This window comes from Curtobacterium sp. MCSS17_008, from assembly GCF_003234185.1.
Lineage (GTDB): Bacteria > Actinomycetota > Actinomycetes > Actinomycetales > Microbacteriaceae > Curtobacterium.
In genome coordinates this window covers 104,444-119,742 of sequence record NZ_QKSM01000006.1, presented here as the reverse complement: position 1 = coordinate 119,742, position 15,299 = coordinate 104,444, and the positions used below count along the sequence as shown (strand labels likewise).

Here is a 15,299-nt window from a genome sequence, read left to right as displayed (position 1 = left end):
TTCAGAACCGCGTCGGTCCCACCTCGTGGTACCGCTCCCACGCGTCCACCGGCCCCCGCCCGTGCAGCAGGTACTCCCCCACGAGCCGCTCCTTGTACACGGCCGGGTTGTGCGACGCGACGACCCGCGCGTTCCGCCAGTGCCGGTCGAGTGCCCGGGTCCGGTCCGCCGCCGAGGCCCCGCCGACCTCGAACAGGTCGGAGCACGCCCGCAGCACCCGCGGCCCGACCTCGACCTGCGCCTGGTAGACCGCGTTCTCGGCCGCGTCGAGCAGCGCGTGGTCCACGCCCACCCCCGGCTCGTTCGTCGCCACGACCCCGTCGAGCAGACCAGCCGCCGCGACGACGAGCGAGCGCGCGGTGAACGCCCCCGCCGACAGCCGACCGAGGACCGCGAGCACCTGTGGGTCCTCCCCCGGGGTCGGCGCGTTCGCGTGGATGTACGTGCGGGTGCGCGGCCGGACGAACGCCACGGCATCGTCGACGACGGCCTGCCCGATCCCGGCGAGGACCGCGAGCAGGTACAGCTGGTAGAAGGCCTGGATGTGCGACAGCGGGGCGTCCCGGTACGCCGAGATCACCGACTCGTCGACCGCGACGCCGGAGAAGACGGTCGTGCCGGAGGCGGTGAGCCGCTGTCCGAAGCCGTCCCAGTCGTCGATGCCGGTCACGCCCGGGGCATCGGTGGGCACCGCGAACGTCACGCGCTCGCCGTCCCGGTCCGCCGCCAGGTAGATCCAGTCGGCGTAGAGCGTGCCGGTCGAGTAGAACTTCCGTCCGTCGAGCCGCCAGGTGCCGTCGGCGTCCGGAGCGACGGTCGTCGAGATGTCGGCGAGCGTCGTGCCGGTCCGCTCCGAGGTCGCGTTCCCCACGATCGCCCCGGCGACGATCCGCTGCAGCCACTCGTCGCGAGCCGGCGACTCGGGTCGGAGCAGCACGAGCTCGGTGTACCCGAAGTGCCCCCGCCACAGGTGCGCGATGTTCGAGTCCGCCGCCGCCAGGTCCGCCACGAGGTGCGCCAGCTCCACCAGCGTCACACCGAAGCCGCCGCGGTCCGCCGGGACGCGCAGCCGGCCGAAGCCCGCCTCCGCCAGCGCGCGCACCTCGGCGTGCGGCAGCTCCCGCTCCCCCGGGGCGCCGGACGCCAGCTCGCGGGCGACGGCCCCCTGACGGATGCGCTCGACGACCGGCGCGAAGCGCTCCCGCAGCGCGGCCAGGCGGTCCCCCGTCGACCCGGCCTGGAGGCTCGGCCCGGCCCCGACCGTCGTCGTCGCGTCCGTCACGCGGTCACCTCCACGGCATCGCGGGCGTCGACCGCGCTGGTCGCGCTCGCGCCACCGGTGAAGGCCCCGCGCCAGCGCCTGGCCGGGTGCGAGTCCGGTAGCTGCGCGTGACCGAACAGCTTCTCGCGCAACGTGCCCTCCCGGTACTCGGACTGCATGAGCCCGCGCTCCTGCAGGGTGGGTGCGATGTGGTCGACGAACTCCTCGTACGAGCCTGGCAGCGTCCAGTTGATGACGTTGACGCCGTCGACGCCCACCCGCTGCCAGTCGGCGAGCTCGTCGGCGATCTGCTCGGGCGTCCCGACGACCCGGGCGCGCAGCTTGGCGGACAACCGGGCGAGGTCGGCGATGGTCCGCTCGCGGTCACCGGCGGCCTCGCGGAGCCACTGCAGGTGCGACTGCCCCGCCTGGGTCCGGACCTCGGACAGCGGCGTCGCGGGGTCGAGCGGTTCGCCGGAGTCCGGATCGAAGCCGAGGTTCGAGTGCACGAGGAACCCGTCGGCTGCCAGGTACTCGTCGATCTCCGCCTCCTTCGCCTTCGCCTCGGCCTCGGTGGAGCCCGTGACGAAGGTCAGCCCGAGGAAGAACGCGATGTCCTCACGGCGTCGGCCGGCGGCGGCAGCGAGGTCGCGGGTCTCGCGGATGAGCTGCTCCGTGGCGTCGCGGTTGGAGGTGAGGATGAACTGCGCCTCGGCGTTCCGCGCGGCGAACGCCCGACCGGCGGGCGAGGACCCGGCCTGGAACAGCACGGGCGTGCGCTGCGGCGACGGGGCGGACAGGTGGGGTCCCTGCACGTCGTACCGCTTCCCGTGGTGGTCGATGCGGTGCACCTTCGTCGGGTCGGCGTACCCGCGCACCGGGTCCTTGAGGACGGCGCCGTCCTCCCACGACCCCTCCCAGAGCTTGGCGCAGACCTCGAGGTACTCCTCGGCCCAGGCGTAGCGCTCGTCGTGCTCCTCGAGCCGGTCGGCGCCGAAGTTCCGGGCGGCACTGTCGAGGGCGCTCGTGACGACGTTCCAGCCGATGCGACCGCGGGTGATGTGGTCGAGCGTGGAGACCTTGCGGGCGAAGTCGAAGGGGTGCGCCTGGATGACGCTCGAGGTGAAGGCCAGGCCGAGGTGTTCGGTGGACACGGCGAGCGCCGACAGCAGGACGGACGGGTCGTTCGAGGGGATCTGCAGTCCCTCGCGGAGGTTCGTCGAGTAGTCGCCACGGGCGGGGCCGTACGTGCCGACGACGTCCGCGAAGAACATCGCGTCGAACTTCCCGCGCTCGAGCGTGCGGGCGAGGTCGGTCCAGAGCGTGACGTCGTCGAAGTCGGTCTGCCGGGCGTCGGGGTGCCGCCAGAGGCCGTGTTGGATGTGCGACGTCGTGTTCATGACGAAGGCCGCGAAGCGCAGCGGACGGTTCGGTACATCGCTCATGCGTCCCATGGTGTCCAGGGTCGGCGGGTCGACGGCAGTGACGTGACCTCGCGTTACGGGCGGTGTTCCGCCGGAGCCGGGACGCGACCATGCTCCTGAGGCATGCCGATCCCGACCACCGTCGCCGCGCCTCCCGACCGTCCCGTCGCCCCCTCGACCACCGCGACCCGACGTCGCGTCGCCCTTGCGTCGTTCGTCGGGACGACCGTCGAGTACTACGACTTCTACCTGTACGCGACGGCCTCCGCGCTGGTGTTCGCGCCGACCTTCTTCCCGTCGGTGACCCCCGCCGTCGGCGTTATCGCGTCGTTCGCGACCTACGGCGTCGGATTCGTGGCGCGGCCGCTCGGCGGCATCGTGGCCGGGCACCTCGGCGACCGGATCGGGCGGAAGAAGCTGCTCGTCGCGTCGCTCGTGCTCATGGGTGTCGCCTCGACGCTCATCGGCGTGATCCCGTCGGCGGCCACCGTCGGCGTCTGGGCGGTCGTCGCGCTCGTGGTCCTGCGGCTGCTCCAGGGCGTGGCTGCCGGGGCGGAGTGGGGCGGGTCGGCGCTGCTGTCGGTCGAGCACGCGCCCGAGCGGCACCGCGGGCTGTTCGGCGCGTTCACGCAGATGGGCTCGGCGGGTGGCATGCTCCTCGCCACCGGTGTCTTCACGCTGGTGCGGACGCTGCTCGGCAACGAGGCGTTCCTGGCGTGGGGCTGGCGGCTGCCGTTCCTGTTCTCCGCGGTGATCGTCGCGGTCGGCCTCGTGATCCGCCTCGGGGTGCAGGACGCGCCGGTGTTCCAGGAGCTGCGCGCGTCCGGCGGGGTCGAGCGCTTCCCGGTGTGGCAGGCGATCCGGCGGCACCCGCGCTCGATCCTCGTGACCGCCGGGCTGCGACTCGTGCAGCCGGCGCTCTACTCGATCCTCACGACGTACTCGCTGACGTACCTCGGCGCGAAGCGCGGCGAGGAGGGGTCCGCCGCCGGACTGCAGGCAGTGCTGGTGATCTCGGCGGTGTCGCTCGTGTCGACGCCGTTCTGGGGCTGGTTGTCCGACCGGGTCGGGCGGCGCGTGCTGACGATCTGGTCGGCGGTCGGGATCGGGGTGCTGGTCTGGCCGTTCTTCGCGTTCCTCGACGCCGGGCCGCTGGTGCTGCTGCCCCTCGTCGCACTCGTCGGGATGTGCGTGTTCCACGACAGCATCTACGGGCCGCAGGCGGCGTGGTTCGCGGAGCAGTTCCCGACCGGACGGCGGTACTCGGGGATGAGCCTCGGGTACCAGATCGGGTCGATCTTCTCCGTGGGGCTGACGCCGTTGCTCGCGGCGGTGTTCGTCGAGCTCGGCGGGGGCTCGCCGTGGATCCTGTGCGCCTACATCGGGGTGTACGCCGTGCTCTCGATCGTCGCGGCGGTGTTCGCGGTCGACCCGGCGGGAGCGACGCGGCGGGCACGGGCGGGTGGAGCCGGTGCCGGTACCGGTGCCGCTGCCGGTGGGGACGCGGCGGCACCCCGCGGGTGAGCTGCACGGGCTGCGGGCGCGCAGGCCAGCGCAGCGCTCGGGCCAGCGCAGCGCTCAGGCCAGCGCGGTGCGCGAGTCAGCGCGGCGCGCACCCGCACGGGGACGGGGACGGCACGCACACGCGCCGGCCCGCTCCCTGCCCGTCCTGCCCTAGGTCCGGACGACCACGTCCGCGAGCGCCGCCGGTCCCTCCGCCGCCATGAACGCCGCCTCCTGCGCCGCCCAGCGTTCCCACTCGCGCGCGAACACCTCGCCGTCCCGCCCGATCGCACGGTCCCACCGCACGTCGTCGTCCGCCTCGAGCCAGACCCGGAGCGTCGCCAGCGGCGCCGATGCCCGCGACAGCGCCCCGCACCCCTCGACCACGAGCGGCGCGTCCGGGTCGACCGGCGTCCACGCCGCCGGCTCCGAGACCGTCCAGTCCCACCGCCGGTACCCCGAGGACGGCCCGAGCACGTCGGACACCACCGCGTCCGCCGCGGCCCGGAGCCCGTCCCACCCCGGGTAGACGTCGTCGAGGTGCACCACCTGTGCGTCGAGCCGCGCCGCCAGGGCGTTGCCGAGCGTGGTCTTCCCCGTGCCCGACCGACCGTCGACGAGCACCACGGGACGCCGTCCGGTCGCCGCGGCTGCCCCGGCTGCAGCAGCCGCCAGGCCGTGCACGAGCTCCGCGTCGGGCTCAGGCACGCCAGGTCCCCGCGGCGACCGCCACCCCGATCGACACGACGCCGATCCCGACGAGCACCGCGACCATCGCCCATTCCGGCCCCGCGAACCGCGCCTGCCGTGCCCACGTCCGTCGTCCGGGTGCGCCGAACCCCCGGGACTCCATCGCGACCGCGAGCGTCGTGGCGCGTCGGAGCGCGAGCACGAGCAGCGCGAACGCCATCGAGGCGCCCCGGCGCATCCGGCCGTGGTCGGCCACGCCCCGCGCCCGTCTCGCCATCGCGAGCTGCCGCCAGTCCTCCCCGAGCAGCGTCGTCATCCGCACCGCCGCGAGCGCCCCGAGCACGAAGCGCGCCGGAAGCCGGAGCAGCTGCGCCAGCCCGTCCGCCAGGTCCGTCGGGTCGACCCGGACGAACAGCGCGACGGCCGGCACGCCCACCGCGAGCACGCGGAGCGCGGTCGCCGCTGCGAGCACGAGCGACCCGTCGGTCACGTGCGCGAACCCGAGGTCGAACCACTCCCGTCCGGAGGGCCGCCCGTACAGCGCGATGCTCAACGCCGTCAGCGGTACGGCGACGAGCACCGGCGACGTCCGCAGCAGCAGGGTCCGCGCCGGGATCCGGAGCAGCGGCAGGAGCAGCAGCTCCAGCACGAGCGCGACGGCCGCGGACACCACGTCGAGGCTGAGCACCAGGCACAGCCCGAGCGCGAGCACCCCGAGCATCGACGCGACCGGCTGCACGCCACGGACCCCGCGGACGGGCCGGACGGCAGGCGCGACCGGAGGCTCCGACATCCCTCGCGCCGTCGGGCCGGTCACCGCGCGACCTCCTCTGGTGGTCCCGGCAGGACGGCCCGCACCCCGTCGGCGGCGAGCACGACCTCGTCGGCGTCGAGGGCACGCACCAGGTCGCGGTCGTGTGTGACGGCGACGATCGCGGTCCCGGCGTCCGCCAGCGACCCGAGTCGGTCGACGACGGCCTGCCAGGTGGCACGGTCCTGCCCGGAGGTCGGTTCGTCGAGCACGACGACGGGCGGCCGTGTGGCCACGACCGTGCCGATCGCGAGCCGCCGCTGCTCGCCGCCGGACAGCGTGAAGGGGTTGGCGTCGGCGAGGTGCCGCAACCCGAAGGCGTCGAGGAGCTCGTCGACGCGGTCGTCGGCGTCCGGGACACCGAGTGCGCGGGGTCCGACGGCGAGTTCCTCGCGGACGGAACGAGCGACGAACTGGTGCTCGGGGTCCTGGAAGACGGTGCCGATCCGTGACGCGAGCTGTCGGCTCGTCCACCGGACCGGGGCGTCGCCCGCGTCCCCGGCGAGGTCCGGTGTCGCCCGGAGCGCACCGCCCGCCGGACGCAGCAGCCCGGCCAGGGTGAGCCCGAGCGTCGACTTGCCGACGCCGTTCGGCCCGGTGACGGCGAGGACCCGTCCGGCTCGGACCTCGAGGTCGATGCCGCTCCCCACCCGCTGCGCCGTGCCTCGGCCGAGGACGCCCCCTCGTGCGGTCGCGAGTCGACGTGCCTCGAGCAACACCGCACCCGCTCCGACCGCCGCGCCCCCGCCGGTGCGCGCCTCCGTCTCCGCGGCGAGCGGGCGGATCCCGCGCTCGGACCCGCCGTCCGCCGGTGCGGTTCCGCCCGCTCGACCGGGCGACGCGAGCGGCCGTCGTGCAGCGGCGCCCCGGGAGGACCCCCGTGCGGGCTCCGCTCCGGGCACCCAGACGCCCGCTGCCGTCAACGCGGCACCGTGCTCGGCGAGCACCACCGCCGGCGGGCCGTCCGCGACCACTCCGCCGCCGGGCTCCAGCAGCACGAGCCGGTCGACCAGGTCGAGCCACGTGCCGATGCGGTGTTCGACCACGAGCATGGTCGCCCCGGTGTCGTCGAGCAGGGCACGGACGGCGTCGCGCACCTGGTGGACCCCGTCGGGGTCGAGGTTCGCGCAGGGTTCGTCGAGCACCAGCACACCCGGCCGCATCGCGAGCACCCCCGCGAGCGCCAGGCGCTGCCGCTGCCCGCCGGAGAGCCGGCTCGTGGAGCGGTCGAGCGGCAGGTCGAGCCCCACGACGCCGAGCGCGTACCGGACGCGGTCCCAGATGCGTTCGCGCGGGACACCCGTGTTCTCGCAGCCGAACGCCACGTCGTCCCCGATCCGCGACATCACCGTGTGGGCCTCCGGGTCCTGCATGACGAGGCCGACGCGCCCGCGGACCGCGCGGGGGTCGGCACCGTCGACCAGGACCGAGCCCTGCACGGCCGCTGCGGTGTCGTCGTCGGGGTCGGGCTCGTCGGCCAGGACTGCCGCGACCGCCCGGAGCACCGTCGACTTGCCGGCTCCCGAGGGACCGACGACCGCGACCCGCTCCCCCGGCTCGACGACGAGGTCCAGCCCCCGGACCGCCCAGGCGTCCCGCCCGGCGTAGCGCCACCCCCAGTCACGGAAGGCGACGCCCGCCGCGCCCGGCGACGACACGGCGGTCACGCGTCGACGCGGGGTCCGCGCTCGGCCTGATCGCGCTTGGTGTGCTCGCGTCCGGCGGCGAACGAGGACAGCACGCCGGTCGCCGCGAGCGCCCGGACGAGCAGCCACGAGCCGAGCCCGGCGATCACGGCGCCGGACACGACGGCTGACACGACGTAGACGGCCTTGAACGCCGCGTCGAGTCCCGGGTACCAGAGCAGGGTGTCGTTGATGCCGAGCGCGAGGCCGGCCGCGGCCCCGGCGAGCACGACGACCGGCAGGCGCCAGGCCCGGTACAGGAAGACCGCGAAGACGAGCTCCGCGCCGAGGCCCTGCACGAAGCCCGCCTCGAGCGTCAGCCACCCCCACTGGGTGCCGAGCAGCGCCTCGACCGAGGCGGCGACCATCTCGGCGTACAGCGCGGCGCCGGGCTTGCGGACGACGATCGCGACGATCGGGCCGGCGAGCAGCCAGACCCCGCCGAAGAGCGCCTGGGTGCCGGGCAGGACCAGGCCCGCCACGGTGCTGATCGGCTCGTAGCCGAACTCCCAGAGCTTGAAGACGACACCGATCGCGACGGCGAGCACGCTCGCGACGACGATGTCGACGACCCGCCAGCGCAGCGAACGCTTCGGCGTGGTGGACGGTACTGCGGACTGCATGGTTGCAGGCATCGTTGCTGACTCCTCCCTGCGCCGGCATGACCCGGATCAGGTTCGACGGTCGGAGCGCCACTCGCTCCCTCTCAGCCCGGCGGTCCCGGACTCCCGTGTGTGTCCCGACAGTCTAGACGCGGTCACGACCGCGTGACGCGCGCCCGGGACGGACGGGAGGCCCGTGGCGGCGTCGCCACGGGCCTCCCGTCCGTCCTGCAGTCACTTCTTGAGCGCGCGGATCACCTTGCTCAGGGCCCTGCCGGTCACCCAGATGGTCGGGATGCTCACCGCGAGCAGCGCGATGAGGTTCGGCTCGAACTGCAGGTCCTGGCCGGGGCGCCGGACGTAGGCGCCGACCGGGACGGACGCGCCGCCACCGCCACCGCCGCTGGCGTTCTCGTCGTCCCCACCGCCTCCGCCGAAGCCGAACCAGCCGATGGACACCGGGATGAGGGTCTGGTCACCGACCTCGACCGGCTCCCCGTAGTTGGTCGAGACGCCCACCGGGCGTACCTTGTCTGCGATCTGGGTCACGATGTTGGCCATGCGCGCGAGGCTACTCGGCGCTCCCTCCACAGGCCGCGACGCGCGCGGCGGCCGTCCACTGCTGGGTCTTGTCTGCGGACGCGGGCAGCCTGCGCCGATATGTTGGCGCAACCCACACCTGGAGGACCGTTTGCACACCTGGCCCGGCAACCCGTACCCCCTCGGGGCGACCTACGACGGCAGCGGCACGAACTTCGCACTGTTCAGCGGCGTCGCCGACCGCGTGGAACTGTGCCTCTTCGACGAGGCGGGCAACGAGGAGTGCGTCGACCTCGTAGAGGTGGACGCCCACGTCTGGCACGCCTACCTGCCCAACGTCGGCCCCGGGCAGGAGTACGGCTTCCGCGTGCACGCCCCGTACGACCCCGAGAACGGCCTGCGCGGCAACCCCCACAAGCTCCTGCTCGACCCGTACGCCAAGGCGACCAGCGGTGACATCGACTGGGACCAGTCCCTGTTCTCGTACACCTTCGGCGACCCCGACTCCACGAACGACGAGGACTCGGCGTCGCACATGATGAAGGGCGTCGTGATCAACCCCTTCTTCGACTGGCAGGGCGACCGGGCACCCGGCATCCCCTACGGCGAGACCGTGATCTACGAGGCACACGTCAAGGGCCTGACCGAGACGCACCCGGACGTGCCCGACGAGCAGCGCGGCACCTACGCCGGCGTCGCCCACCCGGCGGTCATCGAGCACCTCAAGCGCCTGGGCGTCACCACGCTCGAGCTCATGCCCGTGCACCAGTTCGTCAACGACTCCACGCTGCAGGAGAAGGGGTTGTCGAACTACTGGGGCTACAACACGATCGGCTTCTTCGCGCCGCACTCCCACTACTCGTCCTCCGGCGACCGGGGCCAGCAGGTGCAGGAGTTCAAGGCGATGGTCCGCGAGCTGCACCGGGCCGGCATCGAGGTCGTCCTCGACGTCGTCTACAACCACACGGCCGAGGGCAACCACCTCGGGCCGACCCTGTCGTTCCGCGGGATCGACAACGCCGCCTACTACCGCCTCGTCGACGACGACAAGCGGTACTACATGGACTACACCGGCACCGGGAACTCGTTGAACGTCGGTCACCCGCACTCGCTGCAGCTCATCATGGACTCGCTGCGGTACTGGGTCACCGAGATGCACGTCGACGGGTTCCGCTTCGACCTCGCGGCGGCGCTCGCGCGCGAGTTCTACGAGGTCGACCGTCTCGCGGCGTTCTTCGAACTCGTGCAGCAGGACCCGGTCGTGTCGCAGGTGAAGCTCATCGCCGAGCCGTGGGACGTCGGTCCCGGTGGGTACCAGGTCGGCAACTTCCCACCGCAGTGGTCCGAGTGGAACGGCAAGTACCGCGACACCGTGCGCGACTTCTGGCGCGGTGAGCCGTCGACGCTCGGCGAGTTCGCGTCGCGGATCTCCGGCTCCGCCGACCTGTACGAGCACGACGGCCGCACGCCCAAGGCGAGCATCAACTTCATCACCGCGCACGACGGGTTCACGCTCTCCGACCTGGTGTCCTACAACGAGAAGCACAACCAGGCCAACGGTGAGGACAACAACGACGGCGAGAGCCACAACCGGTCGTGGAACTCCGGCGTCGAGGGGCCGACGGACGACGAGTCGGTGAACGCCCTGCGGCTCCAGCGCCGACGGAACTTCCTCGCGACCCTGCTGCTGAGCCAGGGCGTGCCGATGATCGCCCACGGCGACGAGCTCGGCCGCACCCAGCACGGCAACAACAACGTGTACGCACAGGACTCCGAGATCAGCTGGATCGACTGGGCGGACGCCGACGAGGAGCTCATCCAGTTCACCGCCGACGTCGTGAAGCTCCGTCACGACCACCCGACCTTCCGCCGCACCCGGTACTTCAACGGCCGCCCCGTGCGGCGGGGCGAGGGCGAGCCGCTGCCCGACGTCGTGTGGCTGACCCCCTCGGGCGAGGCGATGGACCCGGAGGACTGGGACTCCGGCTTCGGCAAGAGCGTCGGCATGTACCTGAACGGCGAGGGCATCCGCGGGCGTGACCGCTGGGGCGAGCGCGTGACCGACGTCGCGTTCCTGACGTACTACAACGCGCACGACGACGTCGTGACCTTCACGCTGCCGCCGGAGGAGTACGCACCGGGCTGGACCGTGCGGATCGACACCGCCGAGCCGGGTGCCCGCGACGAGGTCCTCGACGCCGGCACCCCGCTCGACGTGCCCGCGCGCTCGATGATCGTGCTCCGCGCCGAGCCGGACCACGAGGTGACGACCACTCCGGTCGACGCGGGGTCCGCCGTCCCGGTCGACGCGGGATCCGCCGTCCCCGAGGCGCCCGCGGCCGACGCCGACGAGTCCGCCGACGCCGACACCTCCCCCACCACGCAGGACGGGTCCACCCCGACGAACCCCGCCGCGGCGCCGGCTCCGTCCGGCACCGACGACAGCACAGGAGCCACCCGGTGAGCGCAGCCCGACGCGTCCCCACGTCCACCTACCGTCTGCAGGTCACCGCCGACTTCGACCTCGCCGCGGCGCAGGGCGTCGTCGACCACATCCGCGACCTCGGCGCCGACTGGGTCTACCTGTCCCCCGTGCTGCAGGCCGAGCCAGGCTCGCAGCACGGCTACGACGTCGTCGACCACAGCCACGTCGACACCGAGCGCGGCGGCGACGCGGCGCTCCGTGCCCTCGCCGAGGCCGCCCACGCCGCCGGGCTCGGGGTCCTCGTCGACATCGTGCCCAACCACGTCGGCGTCGCCACGCCCGAGGCGAACCCGTGGTGGTGGTCACTGCTCGAGGCCGGTCAGGGCGCCCCCGTCGCGTGGGCCTTCGACGTCGACTGGCAGGCGGGGGACGGTCGCATCCGTGTCCCCGTGCTCGACGACCGCCTGCTCGACGCGGTCGAGCTCCGCGACGGCAAGCTGTTCGTGGGCGAGACCGCCTACCCGACCGCACCGGGCACCGTGCAGGACGGCGACGACGTCGAGTCGGTGCACGCACGGCAGCACTACGAGTTCGTCCACTGGAAGCGTGCCGACCGCGACCTCAACTACCGCCGGTTCTTCGCGGTCAACACCCTCGCCGCGATCCGCGTCGAGGAGCCCGAGGTCTTCGCGGCCTCGCACGCCACGATCGGCGGGTGGTTCCGCGACGGGCTCGTCGACGGGCTGCGCATCGACCACCCGGACGGCCTGTACGACCCCGCCGGGTACCTGCAGGACCTGCACGAGCTGACCGGTGGCGCCTACACGCTGGTCGAGAAGATCCTCGAGCCGGGCGAGCAACTGCCGTCCTCGTGGCCGGTCGACGGCACCACCGGGTACGACGCCCTCGCGGTGCTCGACCGCGTGCTCGTCGACCCCGCGGGTGAGGCGCCGCTGACCGCGGCCTCCGGCAGCGAACCGACCGACTGGCAGCAGCTGACGCACGACACCCGCCGCGGCATCGCGGACGGCATCCTCGGCAGCGAGGTCCGTCGCCTCGCCCGCCTCCTCACCCCCGTGGCACCCGACGTCCCCGAGGACCGCATCGTCGACGCCGTCGCCGAGGTCGTCGCGTCGTTCGAGGTCTACCGCACGTACCTGCCCGAGGGCGTCCACCACCTCATCGACGCGCTCGAACGGGCCGCAGAGGCCCGCCCCGACCTCGACGACGTCATCGACCGGATCGCACCGGCACTGGTCGACCCGGGACACGCCGCCGCCGTCCGGCTGCAGCAGACCTCGGGCATGGTGATGGCGAAGGGCGTCGAGGACACCGCGTTCTACCGCACCTCGCGCTTGACGACCCTGAGCGAGGTCGGCGCGGACCCGAGCGTCTTCGCGGTGTCGGTCGAGGCCTTCCACCAGGCGCAGCGCGACCGCCAGGGCAGCTGGCCGCACACCATGACCACGCTGACCACGCACGACACGAAGCGCAGCGAGGACACCCGAGCGCGCATCAGCGTGCTCTCCGAGCTCGGAGCCGAGTGGACCACCGCGCTGCAGCGCCTGCAGTCGCTTGCTCCCCTCGACGACGCCGTGCTGGCCGACCTGCTCTGGCAGGCGATCGTCGGTGCCCGACCCGCGAGCCGCGAGCGCCTGCACGCCTACGCCGAGAAGGCCTCCCGCGAGGCCGGGGACAGCACCACGTGGACCGAGCCGGACGAGGCCTTCGAGCGCCAGATGCACGCGCTCGTCGACGCCGCGTTCGACGATCCCGAGGTCGTCGCCGTCCTCGACGGACTCGACCGGACGGTGGACGCAGCCGGCTGGTCGAACGGTCTCGCCCAGAAGCTCGTGCAGCTCACCATGCCCGGCGTGCCGGACGTGTACCAGGGCACCGAGTTCTGGGACCGCTCGCTCGTCGACCCGGACAACCGCCGTCCCGTCGACTACGCCGAGCGCCGCCACGTCCTCGCCACCCTCGACGGCCCGGACGACGACGGTCCGGAGCGCCTGCCCGCCGTCGGGACCGACGGCGCCGCGAAGCTCCTCGTCGTCAGCCGCGCCCTCCGCCTGCGCCGCGACCACCCCGAGCTCTTCACGCGCTACCTCGGGCTCGAGGCGACGGGGATCGCCGCCGACCACGTGCTCGCGTTCGACCGCGGCGGTGCCGTGACGGTCGCGACCCGCCTGCCCGTCGGGCTCGAACGCGTCGGCGGATGGGGCGACACCCTCGTCCACCCGGTACCGCTCGACCGCGTCGACCTGCTCACCGGTCGTCGCTTCCCGGCGTCCCGCGGCATCGCGCTCACCGAGCTGCTCGCGGACCTGCCGGTCGCGCTGCTCGTGCCCGCCGAGGTCGCCGACACGACCACGCCCGGTGACGCGGCTGTCGCCGTGCAGGGCGCGTCCACGTCCACACCCGCGGCCGCGGGGTCCGACGGCACCGCCGTCGCCGACCAGCAGGCCGAGATCGAGATCCTGGAGGGTCACGCATGACCGTTCCCGCCCGTTACGCCGTCTGGGCGCCGAACCCGGAGCGCGTGCGCCTGGTCGTCGACGACGTCGAGTACGCCCTCACCCGCGGTGACGACGACTGGTGGAGCACCGACGAGGTCACCCCGGTCGTCGGCGCGCGCTACGGCTTCCGCATCGACGACGACGACGACGTCCGCCCGGACCCGCGCAGCCGGTACCAGCCGGACGGCGTGCACGGCACGTCCGAGGTCGTCGACCCGGAGCGCTTCGCGTGGACCGACGAGTCCTGGACGGGCCGCCCGGCCCGCGGGGGCGTCATCTACGAGATGCACATCGGCACGTACACGCCCGAGGGCACGCTCGACGCCGCCGCCGCGAAGCTCGACCACCTGGTCGAGCTCGGCGTGGAGTTCGTCGAGCTCCTGCCCGTCAACGCCGTGAACGGCACCTGGAACTGGGGCTACGACGGTGTCGGCTGGTTCGCCGTGCACGCCCCGTACGGCGGCCCGGACGCCTACGACCGCTTCGTGGACACCGCGCACGCGCTCGGGCTCGGCGTCATCCAGGACGTCGTGTACAACCACCTCGGTCCGAGCGGTAACTACCTGCCGCTGTACGGCCCGTACCTGCTGCAGGGGCTGGGCAACACCTGGGGCGACTCGGTCAACGTCGAGCACCCCGAGGTCCGCCGGTACGTGCTCGACAACGTCCGCATGTGGTTCCGTGACCACCACGTCGACGGGCTCCGCCTCGACGCCGTGCACGCCATCCGCGACACGACGCGCCCGCACGTGCTCCAGGCGATGGCGTCCGAGACGGAGGCGTACGCCGAGTTCGTCGGCCGACCGCTGTCGCTCATCGCGGAGTCGGACCTCAACGACCCGATCATGTTCCGGCCGCAGGAGGCCGCGGGCTACGGCCTCACCGGGCAGTGGTCGGACGACTTCCACCACGCGGTGCACGTCGCGCTCACCGGCGAGACGAACGGCTACTACGCCGACTTCGCCCCGCTGTCGGCGCTGGCCAAGGTCCTCGAGCACGGGTTCTTCCACGACGGCACGTGGTCGTCGTTCCGGAAGAAGCGGCACGGTCGCCCGATCGACCGTGGGACCTCGCCGGCGACGGCACTCGTCGTGGCCAACCAGAACCACGACCAGATCGGCAACCGCGCGGCGGGCGACCGGCTCGCGGCGACCCTCGACGACGAGTCACTCGTCATCGCGGCCGCGCTGACGCTGCTCGGCCCGTTCACGCCGATGCTCTTCATGGGCGAGGAGTTCGCGGCCACGACCCCGTGGCAGTTCTTCACCTCGCACCCGGAGCCGGCGCTCGGCGAGGCCACCGCGAAGGGCCGCATCGCCGAGTTCGCCGAGCACGGCTGGGACGAGTCGGCCGTGCCGGACCCGCAGGACCCGACGACGTTCTCGAACTCGAAGCTCGACTGGGCCGACGTGACCGCGGAACGTGGTGCGACGATCCTCCGGGCCTACCGGGTGCTCGTCGCGCTGCGCCGCACCGAGCAGGCCTTCGTCGACCAGCGCTACGAGGCCAACGCCGTGCGCTTCGACGAGGACGACCGCTGGCTCGTGCTCACGCGTGGCCTGCTCGGTCCGGACGCTGCGCCGGTGCACGTGGTGGTCAACTTCGCCGACGACGCCGCCGAGGTCGCGGTGCCGGACGCCTCGGGCGAGGAGCTCTACCGCTTCGGCGAGGCGACGGTCGAGGCCGGCGTGGTGCGGTTCGCCTCGCGCGGCGTGGTCATCCTGCGCTGACGAGCACCGGCGGGCGGGGGCTGCACCGGAGGGTGCCGCCCCCGTCTCGTGCCGGCTGGGACGCGGCGGAGCGTCGACGAGCACGAGTGCCCCGTGCGTGCGACAGACC

At 73.1% G+C, this 15,299-nt stretch carries 11 protein-coding genes and 1 riboswitch; of the genes, 4 read left to right on the top strand and 7 right to left on the bottom strand.

Annotation, left to right across the window (positions count from 1 at the left end):
* Position 1 precedes the first annotated feature (1 nt).
* Positions 2-1,282, bottom strand: a complete 1,281-nt coding sequence (locus DEJ23_RS08730; protein WP_111239867.1) for an acyl-CoA dehydrogenase family protein — start codon at positions 1,280-1,282, stop codon at positions 2-4.
* Positions 1,279-2,706, bottom strand: a complete 1,428-nt coding sequence (locus DEJ23_RS08725) for an LLM class flavin-dependent oxidoreductase (protein WP_111239866.1) — start codon at positions 2,704-2,706, stop codon at positions 1,279-1,281. Before DEJ23_RS08725 ends, DEJ23_RS08730 begins: the two co-directional genes overlap by 4 nt.
* 102 nt (positions 2,707-2,808) lie before the next feature.
* Here DEJ23_RS08725 and DEJ23_RS08720 point away from each other — a divergent pair, with 102 nt between their 5' ends.
* The gene (locus DEJ23_RS08720) at positions 2,809-4,209 is read left to right on the top strand and encodes an MFS transporter (protein ID WP_258375375.1); all 1,401 of its coding nucleotides are present in this window, start codon (positions 2,809-2,811) and stop codon (positions 4,207-4,209) included.
* Positions 4,210-4,359: 150 nt separating this feature from the next.
* Here the strand turns inward: DEJ23_RS08720 and DEJ23_RS08715 are convergent, their stop codons facing one another.
* From DEJ23_RS08715 to DEJ23_RS08695, 5 genes are all read right to left on the bottom strand, one after another.
* Positions 4,360-4,896 carry an ATP-binding protein gene (locus DEJ23_RS08715; protein ID WP_258375374.1) on the bottom strand — a complete coding sequence of 179 codons (537 nt, stop codon included), beginning with the start codon at positions 4,894-4,896 and terminating at the stop codon, positions 4,360-4,362.
* Positions 4,889-5,671: an energy-coupling factor transporter transmembrane protein EcfT gene (locus DEJ23_RS08710; protein ID WP_111239865.1), complete on the bottom strand. Its 783-nt coding sequence runs from the start codon at positions 5,669-5,671 to the stop codon at positions 4,889-4,891. Before DEJ23_RS08710 ends, DEJ23_RS08715 begins: the two co-directional genes overlap by 8 nt.
* A gap of 20 nt (positions 5,672-5,691) precedes the next feature.
* Positions 5,692-7,356 carry an ABC transporter ATP-binding protein gene (locus tag DEJ23_RS08705; RefSeq protein ID WP_111239864.1) on the bottom strand — a complete coding sequence of 555 codons (1,665 nt, stop codon included), beginning with the start codon at positions 7,354-7,356 and terminating at the stop codon, positions 5,692-5,694.
* Positions 7,353-7,997 (bottom strand): ECF transporter S component, encoded by a 645-nt coding sequence (locus tag DEJ23_RS08700; protein WP_258375373.1) that lies wholly within the window; start codon positions 7,995-7,997, stop codon positions 7,353-7,355. The genes DEJ23_RS08705 and DEJ23_RS08700 overlap by 4 nt, the downstream gene beginning before the upstream one ends.
* A gap of 7 nt (positions 7,998-8,004) precedes the next feature.
* A riboswitch (TPP riboswitch) is annotated at positions 8,005-8,116 on the bottom strand.
* Positions 8,117-8,210: 94 nt separating this feature from the next.
* Positions 8,211-8,537, bottom strand: coding sequence for a hypothetical protein (locus DEJ23_RS08695; protein ID WP_111239862.1), 327 nt, complete (start codon positions 8,535-8,537; stop codon positions 8,211-8,213).
* A gap of 130 nt (positions 8,538-8,667) precedes the next feature.
* Here DEJ23_RS08695 and glgX point away from each other — a divergent pair, with 130 nt between their 5' ends.
* Genes glgX through treZ form a run of 3 tightly spaced genes read left to right on the top strand, consistent with a single transcriptional unit; the run spans position 8,668 to position 15,190 of the window.
* Positions 8,668-10,980 (top strand): glycogen debranching protein GlgX, encoded by a 2,313-nt coding sequence (gene glgX / locus DEJ23_RS08690; RefSeq protein ID WP_111239861.1) that lies wholly within the window; start codon positions 8,668-8,670, stop codon positions 10,978-10,980.
* Positions 10,977-13,439, top strand: a complete 2,463-nt coding sequence (gene treY / locus DEJ23_RS08685) for a malto-oligosyltrehalose synthase (protein ID WP_111239860.1) — start codon at positions 10,977-10,979, stop codon at positions 13,437-13,439. Before glgX ends, treY begins: the two co-directional genes overlap by 4 nt.
* Positions 13,436-15,190 carry a malto-oligosyltrehalose trehalohydrolase gene (gene treZ, locus DEJ23_RS08680; RefSeq protein WP_111239859.1) on the top strand — a complete coding sequence of 585 codons (1,755 nt, stop codon included), beginning with the start codon at positions 13,436-13,438 and terminating at the stop codon, positions 15,188-15,190. The genes treY and treZ overlap by 4 nt, the downstream gene beginning before the upstream one ends.
* Positions 15,191-15,299: the final 109 nt, after the last annotated feature.